This window comes from Microbacterium sp. Root53 (assembly GCF_001426925.1).
GTDB lineage: Bacteria > Actinomycetota > Actinomycetes > Actinomycetales > Microbacteriaceae > Microbacterium.
Genome location: NZ_LMFR01000012.1, coordinates 231,680 through 246,782 on the forward strand (window position 1 = coordinate 231,680; position 15,103 = coordinate 246,782).

At 74.1% G+C, this 15,103-nt stretch carries 13 protein-coding genes and 3 riboswitches; of the genes, 6 read left to right on the forward strand and 7 right to left on the reverse strand.

Annotated elements, in window-relative coordinates:
• The first annotated feature begins 147 nt into the window (after positions 1–147).
• A complete protein-coding gene (locus ASD19_RS05985) occupies positions 148–966 on the forward strand; it encodes a CPBP family intramembrane glutamic endopeptidase (protein WP_082543013.1) in 819 nt (272 codons plus the stop codon).
• A gap of 90 nt (positions 967–1,056) precedes the next feature.
• Positions 1,057–1,680: a hypothetical protein gene (locus tag ASD19_RS05990; protein WP_055989750.1), complete on the forward strand. Its 624-nt coding sequence runs from the start codon at positions 1,057–1,059 to the stop codon at positions 1,678–1,680.
• A gap of 9 nt (positions 1,681–1,689) precedes the next feature.
• Here the strand turns inward: ASD19_RS05990 and ASD19_RS05995 are convergent, their stop codons facing one another.
• The 7 genes from ASD19_RS05995 to thiM form a co-directional block, all read right to left on the reverse strand.
• Positions 1,690–2,274, reverse strand: a complete 585-nt coding sequence (locus ASD19_RS05995) for a GNAT family N-acetyltransferase (protein WP_055989753.1) — start codon at positions 2,272–2,274, stop codon at positions 1,690–1,692.
• 107 nt (positions 2,275–2,381) lie between these two features.
• A complete protein-coding gene (gene gcvP / locus ASD19_RS06000; protein WP_055990584.1) occupies positions 2,382–5,192 on the reverse strand; it encodes an aminomethyl-transferring glycine dehydrogenase in 2,811 nt (936 codons plus the stop codon).
• 56 nt (positions 5,193–5,248) lie between these two features.
• Positions 5,249–5,626 carry a glycine cleavage system protein GcvH gene (gene gcvH / locus ASD19_RS06005; RefSeq protein WP_055989756.1) on the reverse strand — a complete coding sequence of 126 codons (378 nt, stop codon included), beginning with the start codon at positions 5,624–5,626 and terminating at the stop codon, positions 5,249–5,251.
• Complete coding sequence (gene gcvT, locus ASD19_RS06010) at positions 5,623–6,768, reverse strand: glycine cleavage system aminomethyltransferase GcvT (RefSeq protein WP_055989759.1); 1,146 nt, start codon at positions 6,766–6,768, stop codon at positions 5,623–5,625. The genes gcvH and gcvT overlap by 4 nt, the downstream gene beginning before the upstream one ends.
• Positions 6,769–6,821: 53 nt before the next feature.
• A riboswitch (glycine riboswitch) is annotated at positions 6,822–6,928 on the reverse strand.
• A riboswitch (glycine riboswitch) is annotated at positions 6,929–7,044 on the reverse strand.
• 49 nt (positions 7,045–7,093) lie between these two features.
• On the reverse strand, positions 7,094–8,605 hold the full coding sequence (thiD, locus tag ASD19_RS06015) for a bifunctional hydroxymethylpyrimidine kinase/phosphomethylpyrimidine kinase (RefSeq protein WP_055989763.1): 1,512 nt from the start codon (positions 8,603–8,605) through the stop codon (positions 7,094–7,096).
• Complete coding sequence (gene thiE, locus ASD19_RS06020; protein ID WP_082543015.1) at positions 8,605–9,279, reverse strand: thiamine phosphate synthase; 675 nt, start codon at positions 9,277–9,279, stop codon at positions 8,605–8,607. Before thiE ends, thiD begins: the two co-directional genes overlap by 1 nt.
• Complete coding sequence (gene thiM / locus ASD19_RS06025) at positions 9,276–10,109, reverse strand: hydroxyethylthiazole kinase (RefSeq protein WP_156377122.1); 834 nt, start codon at positions 10,107–10,109, stop codon at positions 9,276–9,278. Before thiM ends, thiE begins: the two co-directional genes overlap by 4 nt.
• A riboswitch (TPP riboswitch) is annotated at positions 10,101–10,197 on the reverse strand. It overlaps the preceding gene by 9 nt.
• A 132-nt stretch (positions 10,198–10,329) precedes the next feature.
• On the opposite strand from thiM, the gene ASD19_RS06030 reads away from it, so the two are divergent.
• From ASD19_RS06030 to nadC, 4 genes are all read left to right on the forward strand, one after another.
• Positions 10,330–10,962, forward strand: coding sequence for an NUDIX hydrolase (locus ASD19_RS06030; protein WP_055990594.1), 633 nt, complete (start codon positions 10,330–10,332; stop codon positions 10,960–10,962).
• A gap of 343 nt (positions 10,963–11,305) precedes the next feature.
• Positions 11,306–12,649 (forward strand): quinolinate synthase NadA, encoded by a 1,344-nt coding sequence (nadA, locus tag ASD19_RS06035; RefSeq protein ID WP_055989766.1) that lies wholly within the window; start codon positions 11,306–11,308, stop codon positions 12,647–12,649.
• 1 nt (position 12,650) lies between these two features.
• Entirely contained in the window at positions 12,651–14,237 is a 1,587-nt protein-coding gene (nadB, locus tag ASD19_RS06040) for an L-aspartate oxidase (RefSeq protein WP_082543016.1), read from the forward strand.
• Positions 14,231–15,103, forward strand: a complete 873-nt coding sequence (gene nadC, locus ASD19_RS06045; protein WP_055989769.1) for a carboxylating nicotinate-nucleotide diphosphorylase — start codon at positions 14,231–14,233, stop codon at positions 15,101–15,103. The genes nadB and nadC overlap by 7 nt, the downstream gene beginning before the upstream one ends.

The window sequence follows — 15,103 nt, forward strand, 5'->3', positions numbered from 1 at the left end:
CCGCCGGGCATGGTTGACCGGCGGGCGATGCGATGACTCTAAGCCTCACATCGGTCTGTCCCAAAGTTTGAGCAGAACCGTTACATAGCCTTTACCCGGCTCGCCGTCGATTGGGCAATCTGTCGATTTCAGCGAAGTTTCGACCAGATGACCGATCGATCGTCGTGGCAAGGTAGCCGAGTGCAGCCGACCGATCCCTTCCCCGGAATCGCCCCGCCGCAGGCCCGCGCGCGCCTGAAGGCCGAGGTCGCGATCGTGCTCGCGCTCACGGTGGGCCAGTCCGCGCTCTACGCCGTGCTGTCGCTCGTGCGCCGTGTGCTGGATCCCCGCCCCCTGTCGCAGCAGTCTGCCCAGCTGAACACCCCGCTCGACGCCGCGGTGCTCTGGGACATCCTGTACCGGGTCCTCGACGTGGGGTTCGACCTGATGCTCGTGGTGCTCGTGGTGTTCCTGCTGTGGGAGCCGGGTCGCGGCGCCCTCCGGCGGCTCGGCCTCGACTTCACCCGGTTCGGCGTCGACCTGGGTCGCGGCCTGGCGCTGGTGGCCGTGATCGGGATCCCGGGCATCGCGCTGTACGTGGCCGGGCGGCTGGCGGGCGTGACCGTCGCGGTCGAGGCCTCCCCCGGCGGGCTCGACTGGTGGACGGTGCCGCTGCTGCTCCTCTCCGCGCTGCGCGCGGGGCTGATCGAGGAGGTCATCGTCGTCGGCTACCTGGGCGACCGCCTCTCGCGGCTCGGCTGGGGACCCTGGCGGATCATCGTGGCGGCATCGCTCCTGCGCGGCGTCTACCACGCGTACCAGGGCTTCGGCGCGATCGCCGGCAACGTCGCGATGGGGCTGGTCTTCGGCTGGTGCTACCGCCGCTGGGGACGGCTGATGCCGCTGGTCGTGGCGCACACCGCGATCGACGCGATCGCCTTCGTGGGGTACCCGCTCGCGGCCGCGTTCCTGCCGGACCTGTTCTGACGCTCGTCCCCAGGCCACGATCCGGACACGAGGCGTCGAGATCCCCGCGTGTCGCGCGCGCGAAGGGCCCGGGAGCGGGATCCTGGCCTCATGTTCTCGCTCGCACGTCGTTCCGGACACGCGTTCGGACTCCTGGTGGCCGAAGAAGCCCGCCAGAACGGCTGGCTCACCCGGCTCGAGCACGCGGTCGAACGCGACGACGTCGTCGCCGTCCGGCCCGGCGTGTACCTGCCGGCCCGCCGGTGGCGGTCCCTGTCGGGGGCCGACCGCACGCTCGCCCGGATCTACGCGGTGGCTCTCACGACGCCGGACGCGGTGTTCGCCTTCCACTCGGCCGCGGCGCTGTACCGCCTGCCCCTGCCCGGGGACGAGATCGCCGACGTGCACGTGCTCGGGGGCGAGCCCGCGGAGGGGCTGATCGTGCATCCGGCCGCGTCGCACGACGGCGCCTCGGACATCGCCGAGCGGTTCGGGCTCCGCGCCACCTCGCCCGTGCAGACGGTGCTCGACATGGCCGACGTCCTGGACTACGACGACGCGCTGGCTCTCGTGCGCGCCGCCATCCACCCCGCATCGGGAACGCGGTTCGACGAGCCGCCCCTGTGCACGAGGGCCGAGCTGCTCGACGCGGCGCAGGCAGTCGCCCGGCGCACCGGCGACGAGAGGCCGCTCACGGTGGCGCAGGCCGCGGAGGCCGACCGGCTCGCCGCCTGACGGGCGCGCTCAGCGACCGGCGATCCGGTGCTCGAGTCCCGCGCGCACCGCGGGCCACTCGGTGTCCAGGATCGAGAAGACCACGGTGTCGCGGATCACGCCGTCCTCGGTCATCGAGTGGTTGCGCAGCACGCCGTCCTGCTTGGCACCGAGACGGGCGATCGCCGCGCGAGACTGGTGGTTGTGCCAGTGCGTGCGCAGCTCGACCGCGATGCAGCCGAGCACGTCGAACGCCCGCTCGAGCAGCAGGAGCTTGGCCGCGGGGTTCACGCCGGTCCCGTGGGCCGCACGGCGGAGCCAGGTCGACCCGATCTCCAGGCGCCGGTTCTGCTCGTCCAGGTTGAGGAAGGTCGTCATGCCGACCGCGCGGCCGGCGCGCGCATCCACGATCGCCCACGCGGCGATCCGGCCCTCGCGGTGCAGCGCCAGGCGGCGGTCGATCTCGGCGGCCATCCCCTCGGGCGTCGGGATGCGCGTGTACCAGGCGCGCGCGAGGTCGCCCACCGCGTCAGCGAGGTCGTCCCGATGATCCGCCGCCAGCGGCTCGAGCCGGACGAGGCGGTTCTCCAGCAGCGGGGCGTCGGCGAAGGTCACCGGTTCAACCTACCGAAACCGCACCGCAGCGCTGAGACGGCAATGCCGCGCCGACACAGCGGGTGTCCACTGCTGTCTCGGCGCGGCGTTGCAGTCTCGCGGCGGGATCAGGCGACGGCCTCGATCGGCGGGCAGGCGCACACCAGGTGGCGGTCGCCGTAGGCCTGGTCGACCCGGCGCACGGGAGGCCAGTACTTGGCGGTCGGGTCGCCGCCGGCGGGGTACACGGCGACCTCGCGCGGGTACGCATGCGACCACTCCGACGCCACGGCGACGGCCGCCGTGTGCGGCGCGTTCACGAGGGGGTTGTCGCCGGCCGGCCACTCCCCCGCGCGCACGCGCTCGGCCTCGGCGTGGATCGCGATCATGGCGTCGACGAAGCGGTCGAGCTCGGCGCGGTCCTCCGACTCGGTCGGCTCCACCATGAGCGTTCCCGCCACGGGGAACGACATGGTCGGGGCGTGGAAGCCGTAGTCGATCAGCCGCTTGGCGACGTCGTCGACCGTGATGCCCGTGCGCTCGCGCAGCGGACGAAGGTCCAGGATGCACTCGTGCGCCACCAGGCCGTCCTCACCCGTGTACAGCACCGGGTAGTGGTCCTTGAGCCGCGCCGCCACGTAGTTCGCCGCGAGCACCGCTGCGCTCGTGGCCTCCGTGAGGCCTTCGCGGCCCATCATCCGGATGTACGACCACGTGATCGGCAGGATGCCGGCGGAGCCGTACGGCGCGGCCGACACCGGTCCGATGCCCTCGCGCGCCGCCGCCCCCTGGGCGAACGGGTGCGAGGGCAGGTACGGCGCGAGGTGCTCCTTGACGGCCACGGGGCCCACACCGGGACCGCCGCCGCCGTGCGGGATCGCGAACGTCTTGTGCAGATTGAGGTGCGACACGTCGCCGCCCAGGTCGCCGAACCGGGCGTGGCCCACGAGCGCGTTGAGGTTGGCGCCGTCGATGTACACCTGTCCGCCCGCGTCGTGCACCGCCGCGGTGATGTCGAGCACGTCGTGCTCGTACACGCCGTGCGTCGACGGGTACGTGATCATGAGCGCAGCCAGCGTGTCGGCGTGCGCGGCGATCTTCTCGCGCAGGTCGGCGAGGTCGACGTCGCCTCCCTCATTCGTGGCGACCACGACCACCTTCATGCCGGCCAGCACGGCCGACGCGGCGTTGGTGCCGTGGGCCGACGACGGGATGAGGCACACGTCGCGCTGCCGGTCCCCGCTCGCGTCGTGGTACCCGCGGATCGCGAGCAGCCCGGCCAGCTCGCCCTGCGAGCCCGCGTTGGGCTGCAGCGAGACGCGGTCGTACCCGGTCACGTCGGCGAGCCAGCCCTCGAGCTGTCCGATCAGCTCGAGGTATCCGGGCACGTCCTCCGCGGGCGCGAACGGATGGATGCGCCCGAACTCGGGCCACGTGATCGCGGCCATGGCGGTCGCGGCGTTGAGCTTCATGGTGCACGAGCCGAGCGGGATCATGCCGCGGTCGAGCGCGTAGTCCTTGTCGGCGAGGCGCTTGAGGTACCGCATCATGGCGGTCTCGCTGCGGTGCGCGTGGAAGACCGGGTGCGTGAGGTACTCGTCCTCGCGCGCGAGCGCATCCGGAAGGCCGCGCAGATCGAGCGCGGCGTCGAACTCCTCGGGCGCCGTCCCGCCGAACGCGGCGATCACGAGCTTCAGGTCGTCGGTGGTCGTGGCCTCGCCGACCGAGACGCCGACGGTGTCGGCGTCGGCCAGGTGCAGCAGCACCCCGCGCTCGCGCGCGTCGGCGACCACCGCCTCGGCGCGCCCGGGCACCCGCACGGTCAGCGTGTCGAAGAACGTGTCGCCCACCGCCTGGGCGCCCGCCGCGGCGAGCGCGTCCCGCAGGAGCGCCGTCTTGGTGGCGATCTCGGTCGCGATCGTGCGCAGGCCGTCGGGGCCGTGGTAGACCGCGTACATCGAGGCCATGACGGCGAGCAGCACCTGAGCCGTGCAGATGTTTGACGTCGCCTTCTCACGCCGGATGTGCTGCTCGCGCGTCTGCAGGGCGAGGCGATAGGCCGTGTGGCCCTCGGCGTCGACCGAGACGCCGACCAGGCGGCCCGGCAGCTGCCGCTCGAGCCCCTGCCGCACGGCCATGTACCCGGCGTGCGGGCCGCCGAAGCCGAGCGGCACGCCGAAGCGCTGCGTCGAGCCCACCACGATGTCGGCCCCGAGCGATCCCGGCGAGGCGATCAGCGTCAGCGCCATCAGGTCCGCCGCAACGACGACCTGCCCGCCCGCGACGTGCGCGGCGTCGATCACGCCGGACGGATCCCAGATGCGGCCGGAGGCGCCCGGGTACTGGATGAGCGCGCCGAACGCGCCCTCGGGAAGGGCCGCGCCCCCCGCGAGGTCGAGCTCGACGATCTCCACCCCCAGCACGCCGGCGCGCAGGCGCAGCATCGCCTTCGTCTGCGGCAGGGCGTCGGCGTCGACCGCGAACACGTCGCCGCCGCCCTTGACCGCCCGGCGCGCGACGAGCATCCCCTCGACCACGGCCGTGGACTCGTCGAGCATCGACGCGTTCGCGATCGGCAGGCCGGTCAGATCGCCCACCATGGTCTGGAAGTTGAGGAGCGCCTCCAGGCGGCCCTGCGAGATCTCGGGCTGGTAGGGCGTGTAGGCCGTGTACCAGGACGGGTTCTCGAGCACGTTCCGCTGGATGACCGACGGCGTCAGCGTGTCGCTGTAGCCCAGGCCGATCATGGGCGTGCGCACGCGGTTGCGGCCGGCCAGGGCGCGCAGCTCCGTGAGCGCCTCGGCCTCCGAGACGCCCTCGCGGGGCAGCAGGCCGGCGCCCTTCGGCGCACCGGTCCGGATGACGGCGGGGACCGCGGCGTCCATGAACCGGGCGAGCGGGCGGCGGCCGTCCGCGGCGATGCCGACGGCCGCGGCCATCTCCTCGTGGTCGCGCGCCGACGTGCCGATGTGCCGCGCGGCGTACTCGGTGGAGCTCACGCGTCGCCGCCGGTCAGCGCGACGTACGCGTCGCGGTCGAGGAGCCCGTACGGCTCGCCGGTCACGCGCACGCGGATCAGCCACGCGGCGAAGGCGTCCGCGTTGACCTGGGCGGGATCGGCGTCGACGTCCGCGTTGACCTCGACGACCTCGCCGTCCACGGGTGCGTAGAGCTCCGACACCGACTTGGTCGACTCGATCTCGCCGAACACCTGGCCGGCGGTCACGGTCTGGCCGACGGAGGGCAGGTCGACGTACACGACGTCGCCGAGTTGGTCGGCGGCGAAGTCCGTGACCCCGATGGTCGCGAGGTCGCCGTCGACGGCGACCCACTCGTGCTCGGCGGTGTACTTGAGGCTGTCGAGATCGGTCATGAGTTCCTCCGGTAGAAGGGCAGGGCGGTCACGGTCGCGGGGATGCGCGTGCCGCGGACGTCGATGGTCAGGTCGGATGCGGCGGCGCCGTCGGACGGCAGCGCGTCGGGCCGCACGAACGCCATGGCGATGGGATGGCCGAGCGTCGGGCTGAGCGCGCCGCTGGTGATCTCGCCCACGCGCTCGTCGCCGCGGAACACGCCGTAGCCGGCGCGGCCCGCGCGGCGCCCCTCGGCCGTCAGCCCGATCAGGACGGGCGCATCCGGGCGCGACTCGGTCGCGGCCTCCCCCACGAAGCCGGTCTTGCCGGCGGGGATGACGCGGCCGAGCCCGGCCTGCGCGGGCACGATGTCGCGGGACAGCTCGTGGCCGTAGAGCGGCATGCCCGCCTCGAGGCGCAGCGTGTCGCGCGCCGCCAGGCCGGCCGGCACGAGCCCGTGCGGCTCCCCGGCCGCGAGCAGCGCGCGCCACAGCTCGGCCGCGCGCGCGACCGGCACGAGCAGCTCGAAGCCATCCTCGCCCGTGTAGCCGGTGCGGGCGATCAGCAGCGGCTCGCCTCCGAAGAGCACGGATCCCCACGCGTAGTTCCGGATCTCGGGCAGCGGGAGCGAGAGCTCGACCACGCCCGCCGTCTCGGCGAGGATCCGTTCGGCCGTCGGGCCCTGCAGCGCGATGAGCGCGTAGTCGTCGCTCTGGTCCTCGACCGTCGCGTCGAAGCCTGCGACCCGGTCGGTGAGCTCGCGCGCCACGACCTCGCGGTTGCCCGCGTTCGCGATCACGAGAAACTCGTCGTCCTGCAGCCGGTACACGATCAGGTCGTCCACGATGCCGCCGTCCTCGGCGAGGATCATCGTGTACTTGGCGCGACCGACCGGGACGGCCGAGATGGCGCCGGCGAGCGCGTGATCGAGGAACGCGCCGGCCCCGCCGCCCTCGACGAGGATCTCGCCCATGTGCGAGATGTCGAACAGGCCGGCGGCCTGGCGCACCGCGTGGTGCTCCGCGAGGTCCGACGTGTAGCGGACGGGCATCAGCCAGCCGCCGAAGTCGGTGAAGGAGGCGCCGAGCGCCTCGTGCTCGCCGCGCAGGGGCGTGTCGCGCGGCTCCTCGGCCGGGATCCCGGCGTCCGTGGGCTGATCCATGAGTTCTCCTGACGACCTGGCGTCATCCCCGGGTCTCGGATGAGAACCGGGAGAACTCCCCCTCTGTCATGGACCTGAGAGTTTCGGCGGGAGGCGCCGCGAGGGCGGCATCCCGTCTTTCACCGTCGGCGGGAGCGTGGGCTCCGCTTTTCAGAGTGGCCCGATCCACGCGGTACGTGCACCTGAGAGATTGGCGGGGAGGCTTGCTCCTTCGGTGTCGCGGTCGCGCCCGGATCCGAGGATCCCGGCGCCCGGCGACTCTCCCGCGCGGGTCATGGGGCCGTCTTCAGTTGTGCCGCGCCGTGGGAAGCGCGCGGTGTCGGGCTCAGACTACCGCGTGCGCCCCGTCCGGACGAGGCGCCCCGGCGTCCGCGTGGCGCGCGGGGCGCTGCTCGAAGAACGCCCGCTCGTGCGCGCACGACGCGAGGAACGCCTCGCGCATCCGCCCCAGCGCGTCGGGGTCGGCGCGCGTGGCCGCGCGGTCGGCGATCCGGATCGCCCGGCGCGTCGCCTCGGCGAACGCGGGGTCGCCGTAGGTCCCGAGCCAGTCGGCATACGGATGATCCGGATGGGCCGCCGTCGCGAGCCGCCGCCCGACGTCCTCGTAGATCCAGAAGCACGGCAGCACGGCGGCGACGAGCACCCCGTAGTCGCCGGCCGCGGCGGCCGCGTCGAGGTGCGCGAGGTACGCCGCGGTCTCGGCGGACGGGGCGACGGCGGGCTCCCCCACCCGCGAGCGGTGCAGCTCGAGCTCGACCTCGATGCACGTGGCCGAGGAAGCCGCCCAGAACGCGCGCTCGTCCTCGTCGCCGGCCAGCATCGCGGCGCGCGCGAGCACGGCCGAGTACGCGCGCAGGTACAGCGCGTCCTGCGCAAGGTAGTGCTCGAAGACCTCGCGGTCGAGCGATCCGTCGGTCATGCCGCGCACGAACGAGCCGGCGTCGATGGCCGCGCGGACGGGCGCCGCATCGCACCACCACCGCTCGGTGGCCGCTCGCGGGACGCCGTCGCCGCGCCAGAGCGCGTGCGCGTGCTGCAGCGGCCCGTTCCCGCCGCCGACGTCCAGCGCCTCGGCGGCGGCGATCGCTCCGCGCAGCCACTCGCGCGCCAGCCCGGTCGCCACGACCCAGTCGCCGTAGCGGGCGAACAGCGTCGCGAGCGCGGACGACAGCGAGCAGCCCGTGCCGTGCGTGCTGCGCGTCTCGATGCGCCGGCCGGCGAACTCCGCGAGCACGCCGTCGGCGGACACGAGCGCGTCGGGGCAGGCGGGTCCCGGCAGGTGCCCGCCCTTGGCGAGGACCAGAACGCCGTGCCGCTCCGCCAGCGCGCGGGCCTGGCGCAGCGCGGCGGGCCAGTCGCCCGCCACGTCCTCGCCGACCAGCACGGCCAGCTCGGGAAGGTTCGGCGTCACGACGTCGGCCCGGGCGATGAGGTCGTGGAGCGCGTGCTCCGCGTCGTCGTCGATCAGGCGGTCGCCGCTCGTGGCGATCATGACGGGGTCGACGACCACGGCGGGCCGCTCGGCGAGCGCGTCGAGCCACCCGACCACCTCGGCGATCACCGCGGCGCCGCCGATCATCCCCGTCTTGACCGCGTCGATCCGGATGTCGGACGCCACCGCGTCGAGCTGGTCGCGCACGAACCCCAGCGGCGGGACGTGCACGCCGCTGACGGCGCGCGTGCTCTGCGCCGTCAGGGCGGTGAGAGCGGCCATGCCGTAGCCTCCGCTCGCCAGGATGGACTTCAGATCCGCCTGCACGCCCGCCCCGCCCGAGGGATCGGAGCCCGCGATCGAGAGCACGTTCGGGATGCGGGTCGACGCCTCGCGCCCGCGCATCAGGCGACCTCCGCCCACTCGTTCCGCAGCGACCGCGCGGCGTGGGCGGGGTCCTCGGCGGCGCACACGGCGCGCACGACGGCCAGCCCGGCCGCCCCGGCGCGCCGCGCCTCAGCGGCGTCGCCGTGCCCGACGCCGCCGATCGCCACACAGGGCAGGCCCGCGACCGCCGCGAACTCGGCGAACCCGCGCCAGCCCAGCGGCTCGGGGTGGTCGGGCTTGGTCGGCGTCGCGCGGATCGCACCGACGCCGAGGTAATCGGCCGTGCCGGCGGGGAGCGCGCGCAGCGCCGCGAGCTCATGCGGGCGGCTCGCGCTCAGGCCCACGATCGCGCCCTCGCCGAGCAGCGCGCGCACGCGGTCGACGGGCAGATCGCTCTGGCCCACGTGCACGCCGTCGACCCGGGCGCCAGCCGCCCGCGCGGCGAGCACGACATCCACCCGGTCGTCCACCACGAGCGCGGCCCGCCCGGCCACCGCCTCGGCGGAGCGCTCGACGACGTCGAGCAGCTCCGCTCCCCCGAGCTCCTTGCCGCGCACCTGCACGATCGTCGCGCCGCCGTCGACCGCCCGGCGCACGACGTCCGCGACGGCCGCCAGATCGCGCCCGGCTCGGGAGAGGATCGTGGCGACGTCGGCGACGACGTACGTGCACAGGTCGAGCGCGCGGCTCACGCTCCGGCTCCGGCTCCGGCGAGGAGCGGCTCGCGGGCCGCGAGGGCGGCGGGCTCGACCGTGGCCAGCGCATCCAGCAGCGCGACCGCGAAGCCGCCCGGGGCCGGCGCGACGGCGGCCGCGCGCTCCGCGGCCTCCGCGTAGAGCACGTGCGCGGCGACCGCCCCCGCGAAGGCGTCGCCGCCGGCGGCCGCGACGGCCGCGCCCACGATCGCGCCGAGCGCGCATCCGGCGCCCGTGACCCGGGTGAGGAGCGGATCGCCGCCGTGGACCCGGACGACCCGGCCGCCGTCCGCGATCAGGTCCACGGGTCCGGACACGGCGACGACCGCGCCGGTGCTCCGCGCCAGCTCGCGCGCGATGCCCGCCGTCTGCTCGACGTCGTCCGCGGCGTCGACGCCGCGGCCGCGTCCGCCCGCGCCGGCGAGCGCGAGGATCTCGGACGCGTTCCCGCGGATGACCGCCGGGCCGTCGGCGAGCAGCTCGCGCGCGAAGTCCGTGCGCAGGGACAGCGCGCCCACGCCGACGGGGTCGAGCACCCACGGCGTGCCCGCGGCTCCGGCGGCCGCGACCGCCTCTCGCATGGCCTCGCGCTGCTCGGCGCGCGGCGTGCCCAGGTTCACGAGCAGCGCCGACGCGACGCGCGCGCACTCGCGCGCCTCGCCCGGGACGTCCGCCATGACCGGCGACGCCCCCGCGGCCAGCATCGCGTTGGCGGTGAAGTTCACCACCACGGAGTTGGTGATGCACTGCACCAGCGGTGCGTCCTCGCGCAGCCGTGCCAGCACGGCTCCCGCATCCGGACCGGACGACAGATACACGTCACTCATCAGCGACATCCCTCCGCTCGTACTAACGAGATCAGGTCGATACGGGTGTGATCTCAGTCCCCCGGTGGGGACACCCCGTGCCACTGCGAGCGATCCTATCCGGGTTGCGCCTCCCGGGCGGGCGACCTCGACCGCATAGGCTCGAGGGGTGAGCAGGACGTCGGATGCGCAGGATCAGGAGCGGGGCGCGACCGCCTCGGGCGACGAGATCCGGGTGGCCGTGTCGACCGTGATCTTCTCGCTGCGCCCCGACCCGGACTCGGACCGGCTGATGATCCCGCTCGTGCGGCGCACGCGCGACCCCTTCGAGGGCATGTGGGCCCTGCCCGGCGGCTGGCTGGACGTGGACGAGGGCCTCGGCGAGGCCGCCTCGCGCACGCTCGAGGAGACCACGGCGCTCACGCCCAGCTACCTGGAGCAGCTGTACACGTTCGGCGACGTCGACCGGTCGCCGACGCGCGTCGTCTCGGTCGTGTACTGGGCGCTGCTGCGCTCCGACCTCGTGGACGCGCAGCGCTCGGTCGTCGGCGCGCCCGAGAACGTCGAGTGGTTCGACGTCGACCACCTGCCGGCGCTCGCGTTCGACCACAACCGGATCGCCGAGTACGCGCTGTGGCGCCTGCGGAACAAGGTGGGCTACAGCCGCATCGCCGCGGGCCTGCTGCCCGACGAGTTCACGCTCACAGAGCTGCGCGAGGTGTACGAGTCCGTGCTCGGCCGCCGGCTCGACCCCTCCAACTTCCGCCGCCTGCTCGAGGGCTCCGAGGCGCTCGTGCCCACCGAGTCCTTCCGCACCGGCAAGCACCGCCCCGCCCGCCTCTACCGCTACAACGCGGAAGCTGAGTCTTTCTAGAAGCGCCTCGCACGCTCGCTTTGCTCGCACGACCGTAGATGCAGGGAGTTGCTGCCGACCCTCACCCCCGGTCGTTCAGCGACGAGCGCCAGCGAGGAGTCGAAACGACGCCGAACCTCCCCAGCCGGCCGGGACGATCCGGCCACGTTTCGACTTCGGCGCTGGCGCGCCTCCGCTCAACGACCACGGGTTGGCCATCGACCGCCGTGCGAGCGAAGCGAGTCGAAACCGCGGCTCCACGCCGGGGCGTGAGCGGAAAGTGATCGAAATTGCGGTTCTGGTCAATGTGACCTAATCTGGGCGCGACAGTAAGTGTCGTTCCGACCAGAAGGCGAGGGCTCACATGGCCGCCTCTCCCCTGACCCTCGCACCGCGCCGCGCCGTCGATGCGTCCGTCGACCACGGCATCCAGGCGATCGTGGCCGGCACGGCCACGGGCAGCACGTGCTCGACGGACCTCGCGGCCACGCCCTGGACGTTCGACACTGTCCCCGGCTACGGTCCCGGCGCCTCGATGGGCGACGTGATCCCCACCGGGTCGCCGCGCCAGGGCGAGCTGCCCGCCGAGTATCGCGAGGCGTCCGAGGACGAGCTGCACGCCCGGATCCGCGCCGCGAAGGAGACCCTCGGCGACCGCGTCGTGGTGCTCGGCCACTTCTACCAGCGCGACGAGGTCGTGCGGCACGCCGACTACGTGGGCGACTCGTTCCAGCTCGCGAACGCCGCCAAGGCCCACCCCGAGGCCGAGGCGATCGTGTTCTGCGGCGTGCACTTCATGGCCGAGACCGCCGACCTGCTGTCGGGCCCGGGGCAGGCGGTCATCCTGCCGAACCTGGCGGCGGGCTGCTCGATGGCGGACATGGCCGACATCGACCAGGTCGAGGAGTGCTGGGAGCAGCTGGAGGACGTCTACGGCCCGCTCGACGAGCCCGACGCCGACGGCTTCCTGCCGGTGATCCCGGTCACCTACATGAACTCCTCGGCGGCGATCAAGGGCTTCGTGGGCCGCCACGGCGGCATCGTCTGCACATCGTCCAACGCGCGCACCGTGCTGGAGTGGGCGTTCGCGCGCGGGCGCCGCGTGCTGTTCTTCCCCGACCAGCACCTGGGACGCAACACCGCGAAGGCCATGGGCGTCCCGCTCGAGCGGATGCCGATGTGGAACCCCCATCGCCCGCTCGGCGGCTCGTCCGAGCAGGACCTGCGCGATGCGCGCGTGATCCTGTGGCACGGCTTCTGCTCGGTGCACCGGCGGTTCACGGTCGACCAGATCGACAGGGCGCGCGCCGAGCACCCCGGCGTGCGCGTCATCGTGCACCCCGAGTGCCCGATGCCCGTCGTCGACGCGGCCGACGAGGCCGGCTCGACCGACGTCATCCGGCGCGCGATCGTGAGCGCGACCGCGCCCACGACGTTCGCGATCGGCACCGAGATCAACCTGGTCCAGCGCCTCGCGGCGCAGCACCCGCAGCACACGATCTTCTGCCTCGACCCCGTGGTGTGCCCCTGCTCCACGATGTACCGGATCCACCCGGGCTATCTCGCGTGGACGCTCGAGGAGCTCGTGGCCGGCCGCGTCGTGAACCGGATCACGGTGGCGGACGAGGTCGCGGCGCCCGCGCGGGTCGCGCTGGAGCGGATGCTCGCCGCGAAGCCCGCGTCCGCGACGCCCGCCCGGACGGCCTGACATGACGCGCGCGCTGATCGTCGGCAGCGGGATCGCCGGCCTGTTCTGCGCGGTCCACGCCGCGCATCGGGGCGTCGACGTCACGCTCGTCACCAAGGGCTCCGCGGATCAGGGCTCCACGCGGCACGCCCAGGGCGGCATCGCGGGCGTCGTGATGCCCGAGGACCGCCTCGAGGACCACGTCGCCGACACGCTCGCGGCGGGCGCGGGCCTGTGCGACGAGGACGCCGTGCGCGTGCTCGTCGAGGAGGGCCCGGAGCGGATCGGCGAGCTCGCCCGCTGCGGCGTCGAGTTCGACCGCGACGCCTCCGGTCGCCTGCAGCACGGCCTGGAGGCCGCGCACTCGTTCCCGCGCATCCTGCACGCCGGCGGCGACGCCACGGGCCTCGCGATCGAGACGGCGCTGCTGCGCACCGCGCGCCGGATGGGCATCCGCATCGTCGAGCACGCGTTCCTGCTCGACCTCGTGATCGGGCGCACGGGCGCCGTGACGGGCGCGCGCGTCCGCATCGACGGCCGCGACGCGGTGCTGTCCGCCGACGCCGTGGTGCTGGCCACGGGAGGCGCGGGCATGCTGTACGCCCGCACCACCAACCCGGCCGTCGCCACGGGGGACGGCATCGCCGCGGCCCTGCGCGCGGGCGCCGCCGTGGCCGACCTGGAGTTCGTGCAGTTCCACCCGACCGTGCTGATCGCCGACGGGCCGGCCCCCGGCGATCCGTTCCTGATCTCGGAGGCCGTGCGCGGCGAGGGCGCGGTGCTGATCGACGACGACGGGCGGCGCTTCGCGTTCGACGCGCATCCGGACGGCGAGCTCGCGCCGCGCGACGTCGTTGCCCGCGCGATCGCGAACCGGATGGCGGCGCAGGGCGGCCGTCCCGTGCGCCTGGACGCCACGGCGCTCGGCGCCGATCTGCTGCGCACCCGCTTCCCCTCGGTCGATGCGGCCGTGCGGGCGCGCGGCCTCGACTGGGCGTCCGAACCCATTCCGGTGACGCCCGCGGCGCACTATCTCATGGGCGGCGTGCGCACGGACCTGGAGGGTCGCACGACGCTCCGGGGGCTCTACGCGGTCGGCGAGACCGCGCGCACCGGCGTCCACGGCGCGAACCGCCTCGCGTCCAATTCGCTGCTGGAGGGCGCCGTGTTCGGGGCGCGCGCCGCGATCGCGATCGCCGAGCGCGGCCGGCGGCGGTCCGGCTGGCCGGGCCCCGAGCCGACGGCGGCCGCCGCCGAACCGGTCGCCGCGGCCGCCGATGCGCCGCCGTTCACGCGCGCCGCCCTGCGCGCGCTGATGTGGGAGCACGTCGGTCTGGTCCGCGACGCGGCGGGGGTGGCGCGCGCGGGCGCGGTCGTGGCGGCGTGGCGCCGCGACGCCACGACCCCGCGCACGGTCGCCGAGCATGAGGACGCCGGCATGCTTCTCGTGGCCGCGGCGACCATCGCCGCGGCGAGCGCGCGGACCCGATCCGTCGGCGCCCACTTCCGATCCGACGAGCCGCGGCTCTCGGGCGGGGCGCACCCCCCGGTCGAGTCCCGAGCCGCCGATCCCGCCTACGACCTCACGCCGGCAGGAGCCGCATGCTGACCCCGCAGACCATCGACCGCGTCGTCGGCGCGGCGCTCGAGGAGGACGCACCCTGGGGCGACCTCACCGCGCAGGCGTTCCTTCCCGCCGAGGCGACCGCACGGGCCGAGCTCGTCGCCCGGGAGGCCGGCGTGTTCAGCGGCGGAGCGGTCTTCGCGGCCGCCTTCCGCCTCACGGACCCGGCCATCCGGGTCGACGTGAGCGCGCGGGACGGCGAGACGTTCGACGCGGGCGCGGTGCTCGCGGTCGTGAAGGGCCCGGCGCGCGCCGTCCTGACCGCCGAGCGCGTGGGGTTGAACTTCGCGCAGCGGATGTCGGGCATCGCGACCCTGACCGCGCAGTACGTCGCGGCCGTGGCGAACACCGGCGCGCGCATCGTCGACACCCGCAAGACCACCCCGGGGCTGCGGGCGTTCGAGCGGCACGCCGTGCGCTCGGGCGGCGGCTTCAACCACCGCCACTCGCTGTCGGACGCCGTGATGGCGAAGGACAACCACCTCGCCGTGCTCGCGGCGGGTGCGAAGGGCGCCGACTACGCCGCCGCCCTCACGAACGCGCTGCGCGCGGGCATCGCACGGCTCCCCCACACGACGCACGTCGAGGTCGAGGTCGACCGCCTGGAGCAGATCGAGCCCGTGCTCGCGGCGGGCGCGCACACGGTCATGCTGGACAACTTCGCGCTCGACGACCTGAGGCGCGGCGTCGACCTGATCGCGGGCCGCGCGGTCGTCGAGGCCTCGGGCGGCGTGACGCTGGACACCGTGCGCGCGATCGCCGAGACGGGCGTCGACGTGATCTCGGTCGGCGCGCTCACCCACTCCGCGCCGGCCCTGGACCTGGGCCTCGACGTCGCGATCGGCGACTGA